Source organism: Mumia sp. zg.B53 (assembly GCF_019550935.1).
Taxonomy (GTDB): Bacteria; Actinomycetota; Actinomycetes; order Propionibacteriales; family Nocardioidaceae; genus Mumia.
Window position 1 is genome coordinate 238,615 of the sequence record NZ_JAHWCK010000001.1, and the last position, 18,392, is coordinate 257,006.

General features: G+C 71.9%; 16 protein-coding genes. 15 read left to right on the forward strand and 1 reads right to left on the reverse strand.

Going from position 1 to position 18,392, the window contains the following annotated elements:
- Window positions 1-64: 64 nt before the first annotated feature.
- Window positions 65-4,021 carry a type VII secretion protein EccCa gene (gene eccCa / locus KV102_RS01135; RefSeq protein WP_220345046.1) on the reverse strand — a complete coding sequence of 1,319 codons (3,957 nt, stop codon included), beginning with the start codon at window positions 4,019-4,021 and terminating at the stop codon, window positions 65-67.
- A gap of 134 nt (window positions 4,022-4,155) precedes the next feature.
- On the opposite strand from eccCa, the gene eccD reads away from it, so the two are divergent.
- The 15 genes from eccD (at window position 4,156) to KV102_RS01210 (ending at window position 18,325) form a co-directional block, all read left to right on the forward strand.
- The gene (gene eccD, locus KV102_RS01140; protein ID WP_220345047.1) at window positions 4,156-5,508 is read left to right on the forward strand and encodes a type VII secretion integral membrane protein EccD; all 1,353 of its coding nucleotides are present in this window, start codon (window positions 4,156-4,158) and stop codon (window positions 5,506-5,508) included.
- Between the two features lie 13 nt (window positions 5,509-5,521).
- Window positions 5,522-6,709, forward strand: coding sequence for a hypothetical protein (locus KV102_RS01145; RefSeq protein ID WP_220345048.1), 1,188 nt, complete (start codon window positions 5,522-5,524; stop codon window positions 6,707-6,709).
- Window positions 6,706-7,131, forward strand: coding sequence for a hypothetical protein (locus KV102_RS01150; RefSeq protein ID WP_220345049.1), 426 nt, complete (start codon window positions 6,706-6,708; stop codon window positions 7,129-7,131). The genes KV102_RS01145 and KV102_RS01150 overlap by 4 nt, the downstream gene beginning before the upstream one ends.
- 66 nt (window positions 7,132-7,197) lie before the next feature.
- Entirely contained in the window at window positions 7,198-7,860 is a 663-nt protein-coding gene (locus KV102_RS01155) for an SAF domain-containing protein (RefSeq protein ID WP_220341615.1), read from the forward strand.
- 1 nt (window position 7,861) lies between these two features.
- Window positions 7,862-8,713: a hypothetical protein gene (locus tag KV102_RS01160; protein WP_220345050.1), complete on the forward strand. Its 852-nt coding sequence runs from the start codon at window positions 7,862-7,864 to the stop codon at window positions 8,711-8,713.
- A complete protein-coding gene (locus tag KV102_RS01165) occupies window positions 8,710-10,014 on the forward strand; it encodes an ATPase, T2SS/T4P/T4SS family (protein ID WP_308290194.1) in 1,305 nt (434 codons plus the stop codon). The genes KV102_RS01160 and KV102_RS01165 overlap by 4 nt, the downstream gene beginning before the upstream one ends.
- Complete coding sequence (locus KV102_RS01170; protein ID WP_220345051.1) at window positions 10,014-10,901, forward strand: type II secretion system F family protein; 888 nt, start codon at window positions 10,014-10,016, stop codon at window positions 10,899-10,901. The genes KV102_RS01165 and KV102_RS01170 overlap by 1 nt, the downstream gene beginning before the upstream one ends.
- Window positions 10,898-11,794 (forward strand): type II secretion system F family protein, encoded by an 897-nt coding sequence (locus KV102_RS01175; RefSeq protein ID WP_220341618.1) that lies wholly within the window; start codon window positions 10,898-10,900, stop codon window positions 11,792-11,794. The genes KV102_RS01170 and KV102_RS01175 overlap by 4 nt, the downstream gene beginning before the upstream one ends.
- 26 nt (window positions 11,795-11,820) lie before the next feature.
- On the forward strand, window positions 11,821-12,033 hold the full coding sequence (locus tag KV102_RS01180) for a hypothetical protein (RefSeq protein ID WP_220341619.1): 213 nt from the start codon (window positions 11,821-11,823) through the stop codon (window positions 12,031-12,033).
- 23 nt (window positions 12,034-12,056) lie between these two features.
- Window positions 12,057-12,473: a TadE family protein gene (locus KV102_RS01185; RefSeq protein ID WP_255559205.1), complete on the forward strand. Its 417-nt coding sequence runs from the start codon at window positions 12,057-12,059 to the stop codon at window positions 12,471-12,473.
- Window positions 12,470-12,955 (forward strand): TadE family protein, encoded by a 486-nt coding sequence (locus tag KV102_RS01190; RefSeq protein WP_220345053.1) that lies wholly within the window; start codon window positions 12,470-12,472, stop codon window positions 12,953-12,955. Before KV102_RS01185 ends, KV102_RS01190 begins: the two co-directional genes overlap by 4 nt.
- The gene (locus tag KV102_RS01195; protein ID WP_220345054.1) at window positions 12,952-13,722 is read left to right on the forward strand and encodes a TadE/TadG family type IV pilus assembly protein; all 771 of its coding nucleotides are present in this window, start codon (window positions 12,952-12,954) and stop codon (window positions 13,720-13,722) included. The genes KV102_RS01190 and KV102_RS01195 overlap by 4 nt, the downstream gene beginning before the upstream one ends.
- A 95-nt stretch (window positions 13,723-13,817) precedes the next feature.
- On the forward strand, window positions 13,818-14,429 hold the full coding sequence (locus tag KV102_RS01200) for a hypothetical protein (RefSeq protein WP_220345055.1): 612 nt from the start codon (window positions 13,818-13,820) through the stop codon (window positions 14,427-14,429).
- Complete coding sequence (locus KV102_RS01205) at window positions 14,426-15,490, forward strand: hypothetical protein (protein WP_220345056.1); 1,065 nt, start codon at window positions 14,426-14,428, stop codon at window positions 15,488-15,490. Before KV102_RS01200 ends, KV102_RS01205 begins: the two co-directional genes overlap by 4 nt.
- Before the next feature lie 27 nt (window positions 15,491-15,517).
- Window positions 15,518-18,325 (forward strand): LysM peptidoglycan-binding domain-containing protein, encoded by a 2,808-nt coding sequence (locus KV102_RS01210; RefSeq protein WP_220345057.1) that lies wholly within the window; start codon window positions 15,518-15,520, stop codon window positions 18,323-18,325.
- Window positions 18,326-18,392: the final 67 nt, after the last annotated feature.

The window sequence follows — 18,392 nt, forward strand, 5'->3', positions numbered from 1 at the left end:
GCCGCACCAGACGACGAGGCCCTCTCCGCCGTGACGGAGGGGGCCTCGTCGTCTCACGAACCCGTCAGGCGTGCTGCTCCGGCACGAGACCGGTCTGGACCTGACCGATGAGGCCGTTGCGGTTGACGTAGAGCGCACGGCCCGTCGGCAGGCGCGTCGGCGCGACGCCCCCGACGAGTCGCCCCTCGAGCCGGTCGCCGGAGAACATGAGGCCTGCGGTCGACACGTCGGTGAGGCGCTGGAGCATCGGCTCGAACTGTGCGCGTGCGAGCCCGTTGACCCGTCGTGACGCGACGAGGTGGAAGCCCAGGTCGTTGCCCTGCGGGATGTACTCCACCAGCGGGTCGAGCGGGTTGCCCGACGACGTGGCGACCAGGTCGTAGTCGTCGACGACCACCAGCAGCTCCAGGCCCTTCCACCAAGAGCGCTCGCGCAGCTGGTCGGAGGTCACGTCGGGCCCTGGGAGCCGCTGGTGCAACGACCCCGCGAGCTCTGTGGCGACCTGCCCGGTCTGCTCGCGGTTGGTGCAGTAGGCGACGAGGTACTCCTCGGGCACGACGTCGAGCAGCGAGCGACGGAAGTCGACGAGGACGATGCCGAGCTGCTCGGGCGGCATCAGCTGGGTGTAGCCCTTCAGCAGCATCTTGAGGAAGTTCGTCTTGCCCGTCTCCGGGTCGCCGTAGACGAGCAGGTGCGGGTTCGAGCCGATCAGGTTGACCGAGACCGCGCGTAGGTTGCGGTCCAGCACGCCGACGGGGACCCCCGGGTACGCCGGGTCGACCGGAGGCAGCTCCTCGAGGTGGACCACCGGCGCAAGGGTCTGAACCCGCTCCACCGCGATGCCCTCCCAGCGCTTCGTGATCGCCGTGAACAGCTCCTTCTGCGCCTCGAAGACGTCCTCGGTCTCGCGGACGCCGTCGATGCGGGGGACTGCTGCCTGGAAGATCCGCTCGCCCTCCATCGCGCCGCGTCCCGAGATCTCCTTCGGGATCTGCTCCATCACCTTGCGGCCGAACTGCGAGTCGTACACGTCGTTCAGGCGCAGCTCCAGCCGCCCGCCGAACGACGGCTGCATCCGCATCCGGATCTGCATGCTCTGGGTGACGGTCAGGACGACGTGCACCCCGTACGCACCACCTCTCGCCGCGATCTCGTCCACCGCGTAGTCGAGCGCGTCGTACTCCTCGCGGAACGTCGCCCACCCGTCGATCACGAGGAAGACGTCGCCCGGCGTGTCGCGCGGGATGCGTCCCTCCTCGCGGGCCCGCCGGTAGTCCTGCATGCTCTCCAGGTCGTAGCGGCGGAAGAGCTCCTCGCGCTCGTCGAGCACCGCCATGACCTCCTGGACGGTGCGGTTGATGCGCTCGGGGTCGTTGCGGGTCGCGACGGCGGCGACGTGGGGGAGGCTGCGAAGGGCCTGCAGCGTGCCGCCGCCGTAGTCGATGCAGTAGAACGCGACCGTGCCCGGCGCGTAGCGGAGCGCGAGCGAGGCCACCATCGTGCGGAGCAGCGTGCTCTTGCCGGTCTGCGGGGCACCCGCAAGCACGAGGTTGCTCCCGGCACCGGTGAAGTCCCACTCGAGCGCGTACTGCGCCTGCTTGGCCGGCTCGTCGACCAGACCGAGCGTCGCGCGCACCGTCGCAGGAGCGCCCGGCTCGTCGACGGTCTGCACACGGTCGAGGGTGAGGACCGGTGGCAGCGGGTCGAGCCACACCGGGCGCACCCGCGGCGCGCCGGCGGCGGTCATCTGCTCGCAGAGCACGTCGAGGACGGTGGGGCCGCCCTTGCGTGCGGCTGCCTCCGCGGCGGCCTCGCCGAGCGAGGCCTCGCGCTCGGCGGCGGCCCGGTCGGCGATCCAGGCGCCGATGCCGTTCACCGCGACGTACGGCACGACGGGGACCGACGTTTTCGGGCCCTCGGCCGGCGGGACGTACGGGCTCGAGACCAGCGCCGCCTTGAAGCGCTCGAACACCGTCGTGTCGACCTTGAGGTAACCCGAGCCGGGCTCCGGCGGCAGGTGGTAGGCGTCGGGGACGCCGATGGCGTCGCGGCTCTCCGACTCCGAGAACGTGCGGAGGCTGATCCGGTAGGAGAGGTGCGACTCCAGACCGCGGATCTTGCCCATCTCCAGCTTCTGCGTCGCGAGCAGCAGGTGGACGCCGATGGATCGCCCGATGCGCCCGATCGCGACGAACAGCTCGGCGAAGTCGGGCTTGGCCGTCAGCAGCTCGGAGAACTCGTCGACGATCACGAGCAGGTGGGGGAGCGGCTCGAGCGGCTCACCGGCGTCGATCTTCTCCTGGTACGCCGTGACGTTGGGGAGGTTGCCGGCGGACTTCAGGACCTCCTGACGGCGCTGCATCTCGCCGTACAGCGCGTCACGCATGCGGTCGACCAGCGTCAGGTCGTCCTGGAGGTTGGTGATCATGCCGGCGAGGTGCGGGATGTGCTCCATCGCCGCGAACGTCGCGCCACCCTTGAAGTCGACCAGCATCAGCGCGAGCCGGTCGGGGCCGTGACCGACCAGCAGGGAGCTGACGAGCGTACGGAGCATCTCGGACTTGCCGGAGCCGGTGGCGCCCACGACCAGGCCGTGAGGTCCCATGCCGCCGTGCGCGGACTCCTTGAGGTCGAGCAGCACGGGCGAGCCCTGCTCGGAGATGCCGATCGGCACCCGGAGCAGGTCACGCAGCGCGCGAGGACGCCAGGTGCGACGGGTGTCGAGGTGTGCGGGGTCGCGGACGCCCAGGATCTCGGCCAGGCCGACCGAGCCCTCGAGCCCGTTCTCCCCGGCCTCGTCGGCGCTGAGCCGCAGGCCGGAGAGCGTGCGAGCGACGGTGCTCTCGGTGCCCTCGTCGAGAAGGTCGGCGCGGAACGGTGACGGGTGGACCGCGGTGACCAGCGAGCCGTCAGGCCCGATCTCGACACGGACGTCGAGCGGTCGCGGCTCGTGGCGAGGCGACGGCAGAAGCGAGACGACGTGGATGCCGAGGGCCTGGAGCGGGATCGCCGGGTCGGGAGACTCCAGGTGACCTCCGCTGCCACCGTCGTGGTCGACGATCACGACGAGGTGCGACCCGACGACACCGGCGCCCCGGCTGCGCTGGTAGCGGTCGAGCCGCTCCTCGAGCTCCGCGCCGAGCAGCTCGGTGAGGGCCGCGACCGACGTCGCCACGCGGCGCGCCGGCACCTCTCCGTCGAACGTCCGGCTGCTCTGCGCGTGCGGGAGCCACTTCACCCAGTCCCACGCGGCAGCGGCGTCCTCGGGACGGACCACCGCCACGTCGAGGTCACCGGGGGCGTGCAGCGTGACCAGCTGGGCGAGCATCGTCCGTGCGACCGCCCGGGCGGCCGCCGGGTGACCGATCATCGCGATCTGACCGTACTGGCGCAGCGGGAGGGTGATCGGCTGCTCCGACAAGGTGGCGTAGCGCTTCTGGAGCTCTTCGGCGGCGTTCAGGCACAGCGGGTCGAACTCGTTCAGCGGGCCGGTGTCGACATCGAGAGCGAGCCCGCTCGACAGGGGGACCTCGCCCGTCCCCAGGCGGACCGAGAGGAAGTCACCGTGCGACGGGCGTCGCTCCCACCGGCGTGCACCGTCACCCGCGAGGCCGATCAGCTCGTCGGGTCGCGGGAACCGCCAGGCCTGCTCCGTGCGCTGGGTCGCGACCCGCTCGCGGACGGCCAGCCGCATCTCCTCGAGATAGTCGAGGTAGCGCTCCCGGGACTCCCGCATCTGCCGCCGTGCGCCGCCGCGCTGACTGACGATCATCACGACGCCGATGGCGATCGAGCCGATGAGGACGAGGAAGCCAGCCACGACCAGGATCGGCCGGTCCTTCTGGGTGAGCGCCATCGTCAACGACCCGGTGCCGCTCATGATCGGCATCATGAGCATCGTCATCCCGGCGGCCGGTGTCGGCGCCTGGGTGCGGTGCGGCGGCTCGTGGATGCTGAGGGGGGCGTCGTCGACGCGCGGAGGGGCCGTGCGTGGGGGCCGTCTGACCAGCGTCGTACTCATCGCCGTCCTCGTGGTCGGAGCAGAGGCGTTGTCCTCGCAAACGATATGCTCCACGGCGTCCACGCCAAGCGGTGGCCGCGCACGCCGCGACCGCCGCGGACCGAGCCACTCGCACAGGGGAGAGGAGTGCGCCGGTGCTCACCGCTTACAGCAGGGTCACGGTCGTCACCGAGGAGAGACGGGTCGACCTCGCACTGCCGAGCGCCCTGCCGCTCGCCGACGTCGTCGCGCAGGTGATCCGCTACTGCGGCGGCGGTGAGGCGCCGCAGGCCGGCCTCGCCCTCGCGCGCGTCGGAGGCTCTCCGCTCGGGCTGGGACAGACCCTCGAGGAGGCCGGAGTCCTCGACGGGGACGTGCTCGAGCTGCGTCCCCGTTCGAGCGGCGTCGAGCCCGCGTCGGTCGAGGACGTCCGCGATGCCGTGGAGGATGCCACCGAGTCGGCGGGCGGCGCCTGGACGCCGACGACGACGCTGACCTTCACCGTCGTCACCACCGCCGTCGCTCTCGGCGTCCTCGCCCTGTGGGCCCTCGGCCTGCTGGAGCGGCTGGTGCCCGGCTGGCAGGTGCCCCCCGCCGGTGCGGTCGCCGCGGGAGGCATCGCCAGCGCGGTCGCCCTGGCCGCTCTCTCCGGGTGGGCCGCACGTGCGGCCGCACCGTGGTCGGTACGGCCCGTCCTGGTCGCCGCGCTCGTGTGGGCGTACGTCGGGAGCACCGCCCTCGGCTCGTGGGCGGACTGGAGCGGGTCGCTGACGGTGGTCGTGGCCTTCGCGATGGCCGCCGCGGTCGCGGGTCTCGGGCGCGCGATGACCCCGCTCGCGACGCCGTACCTCGCCTTCGCCGGAGTCCTCCTCGTCGTCGCCGGTGCGTTCGCGCTGACAGACGCCTTCGCGGTGGAGCCGCTCCAGACGCTCCGCGTGGTGGTCGTCGTGGTGCTCCTGGCCGTCGGTGTCGCGCCGAGGGTCTCGCTGTCGGTCGGTGGCCTGGCCAGCGCCGACTACCGGGTTCGGAACGTCGGCACGATGTCGCGGGAGGCCATCCAGGCGCGATACCGAGAGAGCAACGGGCTGCTCGTCGGGTCGCTCGCGGCGATCGCGCTGGTGGCCGGTGTCGGTGGTGCGGTCCTCACCTTCTCCGACGGACGGTGGGAGCGCTGGCTCGCCCTCGCCGTCGGGCTGCTCGCCCTGTCGCGCTCGCGGATCTTCTCGCGCGTCGCTCACATGCTGCCCCTGCGGATCGCCGGTCTCGTCGTGCTCGGAGCCCAGCTGGTCCGCGAGGTCGCCGAGGTCGACGCGACCCGCTGGCTCGTCGTCATCGTGCTCGCCCTGGGAGTGGTGGCGGTGGCGGTGGCGTCCGTGCAGATCTCGGGCATCAGCCGCGCCCGTGTCAAGCGGCTGCTCAACCTGGTCGAGCTGCTCCTGGTGATCCAGGCGATCGTGCTGGCCTGCGGGGCGACCGGGCTGTTCGACCGTCTCTCGAGCATGGTCTGAGGAAGGACGAGCGATGACCGACGACCGTCAGCCGCCCGAGGGCGCCGAGCCCCGTACCGATCGCGGGCGTCGTTCGGAGGCGCAGGGTGCTGCCGCCGACCTGGCTCGCATGGGCATCGACCCGCGGAGCCTCGGGCTCGACACCCCGCAGTCGCAGACGCCCGAGCGTCGCTGGACCCAGGAGTCGGACCATGCCGTGCCCCCGCGTCCGGTGGACGACGCCAACGTGGTGGCACTGCGCCCCGAGTGGGCGACGCAGGCGCGCGGGCACGCCCAGCCCGCACCGCCTGCCGTGCCCCCTTCGGCGACCGTGCCTGGCTCGGTCGAGCACCCCCCGACCGTGGCCCACGAGGTCGTCTCGCGCACCGTCTCACCGGCCCCGGAGCGGGTCGGAGGCCCGTCGTGGGTGCGCGCCGCCGCACGCGGCATCGTCACGTTGGACGGAGCCGCGGCCGCCGATGCCGAGCGCGCCTTGGTCGCGGGGGTCCGGCGCCGGCAGTCGGGCCGACGTCTGGTGGCGTTCCTGTCCGCGCAGGGCGGCGTGGGGACGACGACGGTCGCGAGCGGTGTCGGCGCCGTGCTCGCCGCGCTCAGGGACGACCGTACGGTGCTCGTCGACGTCCAGGCGGGCACTCCGCCGCTGAGCACCCTCCAGGGCGTTCACGACCCGCACACCGTCCGGCGCATCCTTGCTGCCTCCGACGCCGCCACACCGCCGACCGCCCCCGGCGGCCTCGCCGTCGTCGACGGCCCCTCGTGGGACCAGCCGCTCGAACGCGGCGAGCTCGGCGGCCTCGTCGACCGCCTCGTCGCGCAGCACGCCTTCCTGCTCGTCGACGCCGGGGACGACCCCACCGACGGGGCGTACGCCGCGGTCGCCCGCTGCGACCGTGCCGTCGTCGTCACCGGGCCGGGAGAGATCGGGCTGCGGGCCCTCGAGGTCGCACTCTCCCGCCTCGACCGGGTCAACCCGGCGGCGGCGCGGTCGGCGGTCGTGGTCGTCGTCTGCCGCGAGGACGGAGACCCCGTCGACGAGGCTCGGCGTGCGGCCGCGGTCGTCGGTGCCGTCGACGGGCAGGTGGTCGTCCTCGGGCGCGACGACGCGCTCCGTCACGGCCGACCCTTCCGGGCCGACCAGGTCAATTCCCAGACCCGGTTCGCCTTGCTGCAGGTGGCCGCGCGGCTCGCAGAGGGACGATGAGCGGCGCCGACCAGGGCGCTACGCCGCCGACGCGCCCGGTCCCGCCGCCACGGGGGGCCACGCTCGCCCGGACTCCGAACGCAGAGAAGTACGTCCTCGAGGCCGACGCGCTGCGCCGCAGGCAGCTGCGGTCCGCGCTGCTGCACGGCACACGGCGGACGTGGCGCGAGCACCGCTCCACGTGGCCGGCCGTGCTCGCCGGGGTGATCGTGGTCGCGGTCATCGTCGCCGGGATGGCGGTCACCAGCGCCTACCAGCGCCAGCAGGACATCCAGGAACGTCAGGAGCGTCAGCGCAGCAGTGCCGAGACGCCGTCCGCGGCGGTGCCGACGCCGTCACCGACCGGCAGAGAGCGGCCCAGACGGTCGTCAGAGACCCCGAAGACCCCCGAGATCCCCGCCACTGTGGACGGCGAGGGATGACGAACCTCACCGCGTGTAGGTTCATGCCTTGACGTTGACGCTCGGACATCCAGCTGGAGGCCCTCCATGTCCAAGTTGCCGACCGCGGGTGAGACGCGCACCGCTGCGCGCCTCCCTTCCACGCGGGAGCGCCGTCCGGCGCTCGCTGCGCTTGCGGTCATCCTGATCGTCGGCGGAGCCCTCCTCTCGGGCTGGATCGCCATGAGCTCCGGTGACCGTGCCGACTTCCTCAAGGTCCAGGGCGAGGTGGCCCAGGGCCAGCGGCTGACCCTCGACGACCTCGGCACCGTCTCGCTGCCCGAGGGTTTCGACGGCGGCGTGCGTGCCGGAGAACGCGACTCGGTCGTCGGACAGTACGCGACCGCCCGGCTCCTCGACGGCACGGTGCTGTCGCCGGCGATGGTCGCGGAGTCGACCGGCGTCGGCAAGGGCAAGGCACAGTTCCCCATCCAGACGCCGGCCACCCGCTCGCTCACCGAGCTCCGCGGAGGCGCACCGATCGGCCTGTACCTCTCCGGTGCCGACGGAGACCCGCGCGGGATCGCCGCCGAGGTCGTCCAGGTCGGTGAGGTCGACGACGGTGCCCTGTCGTCGAGCCAGGACATCACCGTGCTGGTCAGCGTGGACGCGAGCTGTGGCCCGCGCCTGGCCGGCGCACTGGCCGACGACTCCGTCTATCTCGCGACGGTCGGCGAGGGCGCCGACCTCGACGACACGTGCGGAGGCTGACGTGGCGCTGATCGCCCTCGCCTCCGCCAAGGGTGCGCCCGGTGTGACCACGACGTCGTTGCTGCTGGGAGCGCTGTGGCCACGGCCCGTGGTCGTGGCTGAGTGCGACCCGGCGGGTGGCGACGTCGCCACCCGGATGCCCGCCGCCGACGGCAGCGCACTGGACCCCCAGACCGGGCTGACCAGCCTCGCCGCCGCGGGTCGCCGCTCGCTCTACCCCGAGCTCGTCGACGAGCACACCCAGCAGCTGATCGGCGGGCTCGAGGTGCTGCTCGGCCCACCGTTCCCCGAGCAGGCTGGCGGCCTCCAGGCGACCTGGCCCCAGCTCGGCCCCCTCCTGGCGCGCCTTCCGCGCCACGACGTCGTGGCCGACCTCGGCCGCATCGGGGTGCTGACCCCTCAGAACGCTCTCCTGGCCAGTGCCGATGCCGCGGTCCTCGTCGTCGACACGTCGCCGAGCAGCGTCGTGCACCTGCGCCACCGGCTGCGTCCGGTCTCCGACACGGTTGGCGGTGCGTACGGTGTCCCGGTCCACGTCGCCGTCGTCGCACCGCCGAAGCGGACGCAGACCGTCCGCGAGATCCGTGACGCGCTGACCGCGACCGGCGTGGAGCTCGCCGGCGTGCACCACCTCGCGTACGACGAGCGGGGCGCCCACCTCTTCCAGGGGCAGACGACCTCCCGGCCCGACAAGCTCGCGCTCGTCCGGTCGGCCGGACCGCTCGTCGCCGAGCTGGCCGCGGCCGTGGCTCACGGCTCACCGGTGGCGGCCGGACCCGTCGACGACCAGGAGCCCGCGTCCCCGGACTCGCACGAGCACGAGCACGGACAGCGGACGGGAGCACACCGGTGATCGACCACACACTCGTCCGCACGTTGCGAGGTCAGGTCGCCGACCGCCTCAACGAGCAACGCCGACGCGACCAGGCCGCCGGGCTCGCCACGATGTCGCCCGACGACGAGCGCGAGTACGCACGCTCCCTGATCGTCCAGGTGCTGGAGGACCACGCCCGGTACGAGATCGCCGAGGGGCGCACGCCGATCCCGCCCGACGTCGAGGCCGAGGTCGCGGGAGCCATCCACTCGGCGCTGTTCGGCGTGGGCCGCCTGCAGCCGCTCCTCGACGACCCCCAGGTCGAGAACATCGACATCAACGGGTGCGACACCGTCTTCGTCCAGTACGGCGACGGGCGCGAGGAGCGTTATCCGTCGGTGGCCGAGACCGACGAGGAGCTCGTCGAGCTCATTCAGGTGCTCGGCGCCCACTCCGGCCTGTCCAGCCGGCCGTTCGACTCCGCGAACCCGCAGCTGGACCTCCGGCTGCCCGACGGTTCCCGACTGTCGGCGGTGATGAACGTCTGCTCGCGGCCGGCGGTGTCGATCCGCAAGGCCCGCATGTCGAAGGTCTTCCTCGACGACCTCGTCGCCAACGGGACGATGTCCGCCGACATCGCCGACTTCCTCAAGGCGGCGGTCGCCGCCCGCAAGAACATCATGATCGCCGGCGCTACGAATGCCGGGAAGACGACCATGCTGCGGGCGCTGGCCAACGAGATCCCGCCGCACGAGCGCATCATCACGGTCGAGAGGGCGCTGGAGGTGGGACTGGGTGAGACGCCCGACCTGCATCCCAACGTGGTCGCGTTCGAGGAGCGTCTGCCCAACTCGGAAGGCCTCGGCAGCGTCTCGATGGCGGAGCTCGTCCGACGCTCGCTGCGCATGAACCCCTCACGCGTCATCGTCGGAGAGGTGCTCGGCGACGAGATCGTCACGATGCTCAACGCCATGAGCCAGGGCAACGACGGCTCCCTCTCGACGATCCACGCCAACTCGTCGGTCGAGGTGTTCAACCGCATCGCCACCTACGCGCTCCAGGCCCGTGAACGTCTCCCGATCGAGGCGACCCACCTGCTGGTCGCGGGTGCGCTCGACTTCGTCGTCTTCATGCGCAAGCACAACGACGCCCACCTCGGCGGGGGACAGGCGCGCGTGGTCGAGAGCATCCGCGAGGTCGTGGGCTTCGACAACCAGGTGCTGTCCTCGGAGGTCTTCGCTCCCGACACCGACGGACGTGGTGTCCCGCACGCGCCGATCTCGTGCGCCGAGGAGCTCGCCTCGTACGGATACCAGCCGTTGGTGCACGGGAGCTGGTGATGGAGGAGCTGCGCGTCCCTCTGGCATTGACGGCCGGTGCTCTGGTGGGCGTCGGCGGGTTGATGCTGGCGTACGCGCTGCGCCGTCGTGCCCCGCGCCCCGCGATGATCCGGCGCAAGTCCTCCGCGCACCGTTCCGAGCGCCAGGTGCGCCTCGCCGTGGGCGGGATCATCGCGTTCGCCCTCACCCTGCTCGTGACCCGCTGGGTGGTGCTGGCGGTCGTGATCGGCGGCGTGGTCGCGCTGTGGGACAGGCTGCTGGGTGGCGGGCGCGCCGAGCGTCAGGCGATCGTGCGAGCCGAAGGGCTCGCCGCGTGGATCGAGGCGCTGCGCGACACGATCGCGGGCGCCATCGGTCTGGAGCAGGCGATCCCCGCGACCGCCAAGAACGCCGCGCCCTCCATCCGTCCCGCGCTGAACCTCCTGGTCGACCGGCTGCGCGTCCGCGAGCCGCTCCCGGACGCGTTGATGCGCTTCGCCGACGACCTCGACGACCCCTCGGCCGACGTCGCCGTGGCTGCGCTCGTCCTCAACGCACGGTTGCGCGGACCGGGTCTGCGTGAGGTCCTGTCGGCGCTGGCCGAGTCGGCCCGCGCCGAGCTCGACGTACGCCGCCGGGTCGAGTCCAGCCGTCGCAGCACGCGCCGGAGCGTCCAGATCGTGGTCGGCGTGATCGTGGTCGTCGCCGGTTCGCTGGTGATCTTCAACGGCGCCTACGTCGAGCCGTACGGCACCTTCGTGGGCCAGATCGTCCTCGCCGTCGTGCTGGCGATGTTCGGTGCGGCCGTGCTCTGGATGCGGCGCTTGTCCGGGGTCGATCAGCCCGAGCGCTTCCTCATCGCGGCCGAACCGGCCCGCAGACGCGACGGGAAGGTGGTCGCGCGATGATGCTCGCGATGCTCGCCGGGGCCGCGGTCGGCGCCGGCATCCTGATCTTCGTCCGCATGGCCGTACGCCCGGTGCCGGGTGTCGCGGCGACGCTGGCGCGGGTCGACGGCGCCAGACGCCGGAGTCGTCCGCGCCGCACGGTCGAGGACGGCAAGAAGCCCGACCTGATCGACCGCTGGCGCGTATCGGTGGGGGAGAGGTTCGAGGACGAGGCCTCGGCCCGCGGCTGGTCGTTCACGCGGACGCGAGCCGATCTCGCCGTCGTCGACCGGCCGTTCGCGCAGCACCTCGGCACCAAGGTCCTGCTCGCGCTGGCGGCGCTGGTGTGGTTCCCGATGATCTTCACGCTGCTGGGCTACGACCCGCTCGGGGTTCCCGCCGTCGTGTCGCTCGCCCTGGCGGCGGGAGCGTTCTTCCTGCCCGACCTGGAGCTGCGGAGGGACGCCGAGAAGCGACGCCGCGACTTCCGTCACGTCACCGGCTCGTTCCTCGACCTCGTCGCCATGAACCTGGCCGGCGGCCGCGGTCTCCCCGAGGCGCTCCTGGCGGCCTCGACGGTCGGTGACCACTGGGCGATGGTCAGGATCCGCGAGGCGATCACCACCGCACGCCTGTCCGGGCGCACCCCCTGGGAGGGCATCGCCCACCTCGGTCAGGAGCTCGGCGTCGAGGAGCTCCGCGACCTCGCGTCCACGTTGGGGTTGGCCGGTGACGAGGGTGCCAGGATCCGTGAGAGTCTTCTCGCGCGGGCGAACAGCATGCGGCGCCGCGAGCTGGCCGACATCGAAGGCGCTGCCGGCGAGAGCTCGCAGTCCATGCTGGTGGCGCAGCTCCTGATGTGCGTCGCCTTCTTGGTCTTCCTGGCTTATCCCGCGGTGTCGAAGCTCGGGTGACGTCGTGCAGCAAGGAAAGGAAACACATGTACTCACAGGTGCTGGCCGCTCAGGTGATGATCTCGCGAGTCCGTGCGCGTGCCGCGCAGATGCGGCGCGAGGGTCGGTCGGAGATCGGAGCCTCCGCGATCGAGTGGGCGATCATCTCGGCGATCGTCGTCGCCGCTGCGCTGCTGATCGGCGTGGCGATCAACAACGTGGTCGACAGCAACATCGACAAGATCAACGAGGGCGGCTGAGCCGTCCCGTCGGGCACGGGCGCCTGAGGCGTGGTGGCCGTGGGGAGCGGGGCGCGAGCGCGGTCGAGTTCGCGATCGTGGCGCCGGTGCTGCTGCTCCTCGTCTTCGCCACCATCCAGATGGGCCTCTACATGTACGCCCGCAACGTCGCCCAGACCGCGGCGCGCGAGGGAGTCTCGTACCTTCGTCTCGCCGGTGACAACCCCAATGCCGCCTCGTACCTCACGGGTGCCGAGGAGCTGAGCGTCGGCTACGCGGGCAAGCTCGGGCGGCTCGACGCGGTGCAGGCCGACGGCTCGATCGACGAGACGACCGGCCGGGTGACGATGGTCGTCCAGGGGGAGGCGGTCCTGCCGCTGGGGGGCCGGGTCACCGTGGTGCAGTCGGCCGACGCCACCCTCGAGCAGTTCCGTGTCGATCCGCGGAGCGTGGCGCCGTGACGATCCGACGGGGGAGCGGTGGTCGTGGCCGCCTGCGTCGCAGTCGTGACGATGGGGGCGCCTCGAGCCTCGAGCTCGTGATCCTCGCGCCGTTCATGATGATGCTGCTGATGCTCATCGTCGCGTTCGCGCGCTATGCGCAGGCCGAGAACCTCGTCGACCAGGCGGCTCGGGACGCGGCCCGCGCGGCCACGGCTCAGAACGATCGCGGGGCGGTCGCGAGCATCGCCGCCACGACGGTCACCTCGACGATGGACGACGCGCCGCAGAGCTGCCGCGACAGCGCGAGTGCGGGCGCGCCGGTGCTCAACGGCAAGGCGTTCACCGTCCCCGACCCCGACGCCGCCGACGAGGTCGCGTCGGTGACCGTGACGGTCACGTGCACGTTGAGCACGGCCGATCTCAGCTTCTTCCCGTTCTGGGAGATCGAGGTTCAGCGCTCGTTCACCAGCCCGCTCGACCGATACCGGGGATACCGATGACGGGCGTCAAGACCTGGGTACGCCGGGTGGCTGCGCGGCGCGACGAGGCGGGGTCGGTGGCCCCGTTCGTCGTCATCGTGAGCGTGGGGCTGCTGCTCCTGGCCGGGATGGTCATCGACGGCGGGCGCCAGCTCAACGCCAAGGGCATCGCGATCGCGTACGCCCAGGAGGCCGCCCGCGCCGGTGCCCAGGCCGTCAACGTGGCCGACCCGTCGCTCAACCTGATCAGCTCGGCCGCTCTCTCGGCCGCGCGCAACTACTGCGAGCAGGCACAGGCCGGGGACTCGACACTCGTCCGGTGCAGTGCCGCGATCCGCGACGTCACCGTCAACGGCAGCCGGACGAGTGCGGTAGAGGTCGAGACGGAGGTGTCACGCGCGGCGATCATCATCGGGATGATCGGGCGCGAGACGCTCACCGCCAGCGGTGTCGCTCAGGCGCGTCCGGTCTCCGGGATCGACGCGCCCGACGATGCGAAGGTCAGCACGCTCGAACCGCCGAGCGTGGCGCCGCCCGGCGGTGACGACGACGAGGACGACGACAGGCTGCCGATCTCGTCGTGGTCTCCGCCGTCGCCGTCGCCGATCGACGAGTGCCGCACCCCGGACCCGGACGAGGACGAGGACGAGGACGAGGAGGCCTCGGAGTCGCCGCCGACCTCGACGCCGGAGGATCCGCCCGACGGCACCGACCCCACGGAGACGCCGACACCGACCCGCACGACGCCGACCTCGACGATCCCCACCTGTCCGCCGGCCGAGGGCTGACGCCTGGGGGCGAAGGGTTCACGGGTGAGCCTCCAACCCGATACTGTGCGGTCTTGGTGTCGGATCTCCAGAACAGACGCGGAAGGGTCTCGGGCGTGCATCTGCGATGGATCATGACCGCCGCGGCGGCGGTGCTCCTACTGTCCGCGTGCAGCTCCGAGGACGGCTCGGCCACGGCCGACCCGACGCCGACACCGAGCGAGACCGCCACGTCTTCGACGCCGTCTCCGACGCCGGCAGCAGCCGCGACGACCGCCCCGCCGAACCCGTTCCCGGGGATCGAGATGACCTTCACCGGTGGCCGCGCGGGCGACGCGCGCGCGGAGGTGCTGAAGACGTTCGTCGCCGGGAGCGCGTACTCCCAGCGTGAACATGTGGTCGCGCCGCAGCTGCGTGCGGTGCTCTCCCGCGATCTGAGTCGCTTCGTCGCAGGCGGCGTGAACGATGCGAAGAAGGAGGGATGGGTCGTCCCGGCCAGACCGGTTGCGCATGTCGCGGCGATCAAGGGCAAGGGCAGGTTCTCGCGGGCTCGACTGTGTCGATGGAGCCCGTCAGTCTCGTGGACCGACTCCAAGACAGGAAAGCTCGTCGAGCGACGCGAGAACCAATGGAATGCCCTGGCGATCTCGATGCGCTCGTCGAACGGTCGTTGGGTTCTCACCGAGGTGCAACCGGCCGGACAGTGCACGCTGAAGGTGCCGCGATGACGAGCCGTGTCCGCGTCGTCGTGCTTGGCGTGATCGTCGCGATGCTCGGGTTTGCCCCGACTGCGCAGGCTGATGACATGTGGAACAAGCCGCCCGCGGCGGGGGGTGGCGGTGGCGGGGGGACGCCGATTCATTCGTCTCCTACTACGCAGGACACGATCCGTGACTGCACCGTGTACGCGAGCGGCACAGGGATGGGCTCGTACTGCTCTGACGGTGGCAGCAACGACGAGACGCTGCGTCAGAGGTTCGGGGGTGACAAGTTCGTCCCCTGCCGCTACTCCACACCGCCCGCGTGGATCGAGGTTCCCGCCAACCCGAACCCGGGGGAGGGGCGCTACCTGCTCAAGCGCTGCATCGAGGACATCAACTGGGACACCTACGCGGGCGGCCGGGGCATGCACCTGACGATCTCGCTGGAGTGGGTTCCGAACGGCGCCGACATCACGCCTCCCGAGAACCCGCTCATGACCTTCCTGTGGCGGCGCGTGACGGGCGACGACACCGCACTTCCCGTGCCCATGATGCGGCCCGAGCCGTCGACCGTGCCCGTCGTCGGATACCCGACCTTCTTCACCTTCGCGTGGGTCGACCCGGAGACCGGCGACCCGGTCGCTGAGGGCGACTTCGCGGGCGCGCCGCTCGGTGCGCCCTACCGCGAGGTGCGTCTCTCCCGGCCTGACGGAGACCTGCACATGGTCGCCGAGGCCACCGAGATCGTGATCGACCCCCACCAGACCGACATGAAGCCGATCACCTGCACGCCCGACGAGCTCGTCTACGAAGAGGGCGCCTCGGTCGCCGACCAGCCGTCCGACTGCCAGATCACCTTTACCCGCTCGTCGGCCACCGCCAGGACTTACGCGGACGCTGACGCCCCCGAGCTCCCGCAGGTCTATGTCTCCGCCTACCCCGTCACCGTGACGGTGCGGTGGAGGATCACCTTCGGGATCGGGAGCCCGACAGAGGAGCTGGGCGACGGATTCGAGATGACGGCGACGCAGGCTCTGCCCGTCCAGGAGGTCCAGGCGCCCAACGAGCCTCCGATCGTCCTGTACTGACTCCCCGCAACTGAAGGACTGAAGGCGATGACCCTGACCCAGCGGAGCACCAACCGTCTCCCCGTGGCTCCCCAGCCGGGTGGGCGCGGCGGCGAGGTCGTTCGCGGGCTGGTCGCGCTGATCGCGATCCTCGCCCTCGTCGTGGGCGTGCCCTGGGCCCTCTGGAGCGCGTTCGGAGCACCCTGGCCCGACGCCGTCCCCGACATGGCTTGGATCAAGCAGCCGTTGACGACCGACGTCCTGATGAGCGTCCTCGCTGCCATCGTCTGGCTCGCGTGGCTGCACTTCCTCGTCTGCCTCGTCGTCGAGACCGCCGCCGAGCTCCGGCACCGAGGCCTCGCGCCACGCGTCCCCGGCGGAGGGATCGGGACGCAGGCCTTGGCGCGCAAGCTCGTGACGACCCTCGTGCTCCTGGTCGGCACCGCCACCCTCGCTGCACCGGGCGCCAACGCCACCCAGGCCGGCCCCGAGCACCGCCCGGCCGGCGTCGAGCGCGTCGCGTCGCAGGCCCAGACGGTCGAGCGCACCGCCGACGCGGATCGTCCTGCCGCCTCCGACCTCGCGCGAGCGACCAAGGCGGAGCAGCGCGGCGGCGAGGTGACGACGTACTACGACGTCAAGCCGCCCAACAACCGCAATTACGACACCTTGTGGGACATCGCGGAGCGCTATCTGGGAGACGGGTTCCGCTACAAGGAGATCTACGCGATGAACCGCGACGCCGTCCAGCCCGACGGTCGTACGCTCACCAATCCAGACCTCATCCACCCCGGATGGGTCATGAAGATGCCCAACGACGCCCGCGGACCGGGTCTGAAGGTCGTCGAGGCCACCCGGGACGACGTGATGCCGCCGGTGTCGGCGCCCGACGGCACCTCGCAGGCCGAAGGTTCGGGTGCGGACTCCGACGCGGCCCAGGCGGGCGGCGCGGAGGGTGCGGGGGGTGGCGCCGGCGGCGTGGTCGACGACGCCGCGCCGCGGTCGGGCGTGGGGGAGTGGGCCCCGCTATTCGGGGTCGCTGGCGGTCTCGCCCTGGCGGGTGCGCTGCTGGCCCTGCGGCGCCGCCGCGCCTCGACCCCAGGAGGTGGAGGCGATCGGCCACGCGGGTCGAAACCCGCCGCGGCGAACCCTCAGGTGGACATCGCGTCGCGTGTGGAGGCCGGTCTGAGGCAGGAGGCCGCCCCGAAGGACGGCCAGTGGCTGGCCGGCGCGGTCCGCGGACTGCACGCGACGGCGCTGCCCCCCGTGGCGAAGGCCGCGCTGTCGTCGGACGGGCTCGTCATCGCCTTCCGAACCGAGCCGGAGCGTGCGCTCCCCGCCGGATGGACCACCACCGGCGACGCGCGCACCTGGATGCTCCCTCGCGACGCGGACGTGTCGTCCACCTCTCCCTCGGCCCTGCCCGGCCTCGTGTGTGCCGGTGTCCGCGACGACGGCGCGGTGCTGCTCCTCGACCTCGAGTCGTACGACGGCGTCGTGTCCCTCGGCGGCGACCCGGATGTCGCCCGCGGTGTGGCGATGAGTCTCGCGGTGGAGACGGCCACCCACCCGTGGGCCGACGCCCCGGTGGTGACGCTGGTCGGGTTCGCCGACGACGTCGCGGGGATCGGCAACGTGCGCGCCGTCGGCGACATCGGTCGAGCGCTCGACGCACTCGACAATGTCGCCCACGACCAGCGCGCGACCTGCCGTGCGTACGGCGTGGAGTCGGTGCAGGAGGCGCGGCGTGTCGCCGAGCGCCCCGAGGAGGTCCGACTCCAGCTCGTGGTCTGCTCCGGCGTCCCTGACGCCGCGTCCCTCGCGCGCCTGCGTGCGTGGGCGGCCGACCCGATGGTCGCGCTCGCGGCCGTCGTCGTCGGCGACTGCCCCGACGGTGCCGCACGGCTGACCGCGACCGAGGAGGGCCGGCTCGTCAGCGGCCCGCTGGCCGTCGACGTCGCTGCACAGGAGCTCGCGCCGGAGGCCTACCGCGGTCTCGCCACGTTGTTCGAGCTCCCGGCGGAGCCCGCGGCGGTGCGGATCGAGGAGCTCGCCGAGGCGCTCGTGGTGGAGGAGGCCGTGCTCGCCACCGGCGACGACGATCCCGTCGTCGTCTCCGTCGACGTGCTCGGGCCGGTCCACGTCCGCGCCACGGGGCCGCTCGAGGAAGAGCGGCGTGAGCTGTTCTCGGAGATCGTCACCTACCTGGCCCTGCACCCCGAGGGCGTCCACGTCAACGTCCTCACCGGTGCGCTCTGGCCCCGCGGCGTCGACCCGACGACCCGTGACGCGACACTCGCGTGCGTCGCGGAGTGGCTCGGGTCGACCGCGGCCGGCGAGCCGGTGCTCGCCGACGACGCCGGCGTGTGGTCGATCCGTCGATCGTCGCTCGCCTGCGACTGGGACCGGTTCCGGGCGGCGCTCAACCGCGCCGTCGCCAGCCGGTCGCGCGTCCCGGCACTGCGCACCGCCATGTCGCTGGTCCGCGGGCCCGCCTTCGAGGACGCCCCCCAAGGCCGCTACGCCTGGCTGGCCCACCTGAGCATCGAGGACGACGTCGCCCTCGCCGTCGAGATGACGTCCGCAGCGCTGGCCACCGAGTGCAGCAACGCCGACGATCCCGACGGTGCGCGGGACGCGCTCCTCGCAGGGCTCGCCGCACTCCCGGCCAGCGAGGCGTTGTGGTGCGCAGCGATGCGGCTCGCCCTGCGGTTCAGCGGTCGCCACGACGCAATGGTCGTGGCCGACCAGATGTACGCGGCGGTCGCCGCCCACGGCTCACCTCTCGGCGTGACGTCACGAACGGAGGCGCTCGTCGACGAGATTCTGCCGGGTTATCGCCGTGGCGTAGCCTGACGTCCGTCTCGTCTCCCGTCTCGTCGTTCGTCACACCAGGAGTCTTCGTCGTGCGTCTTCGTCCGTG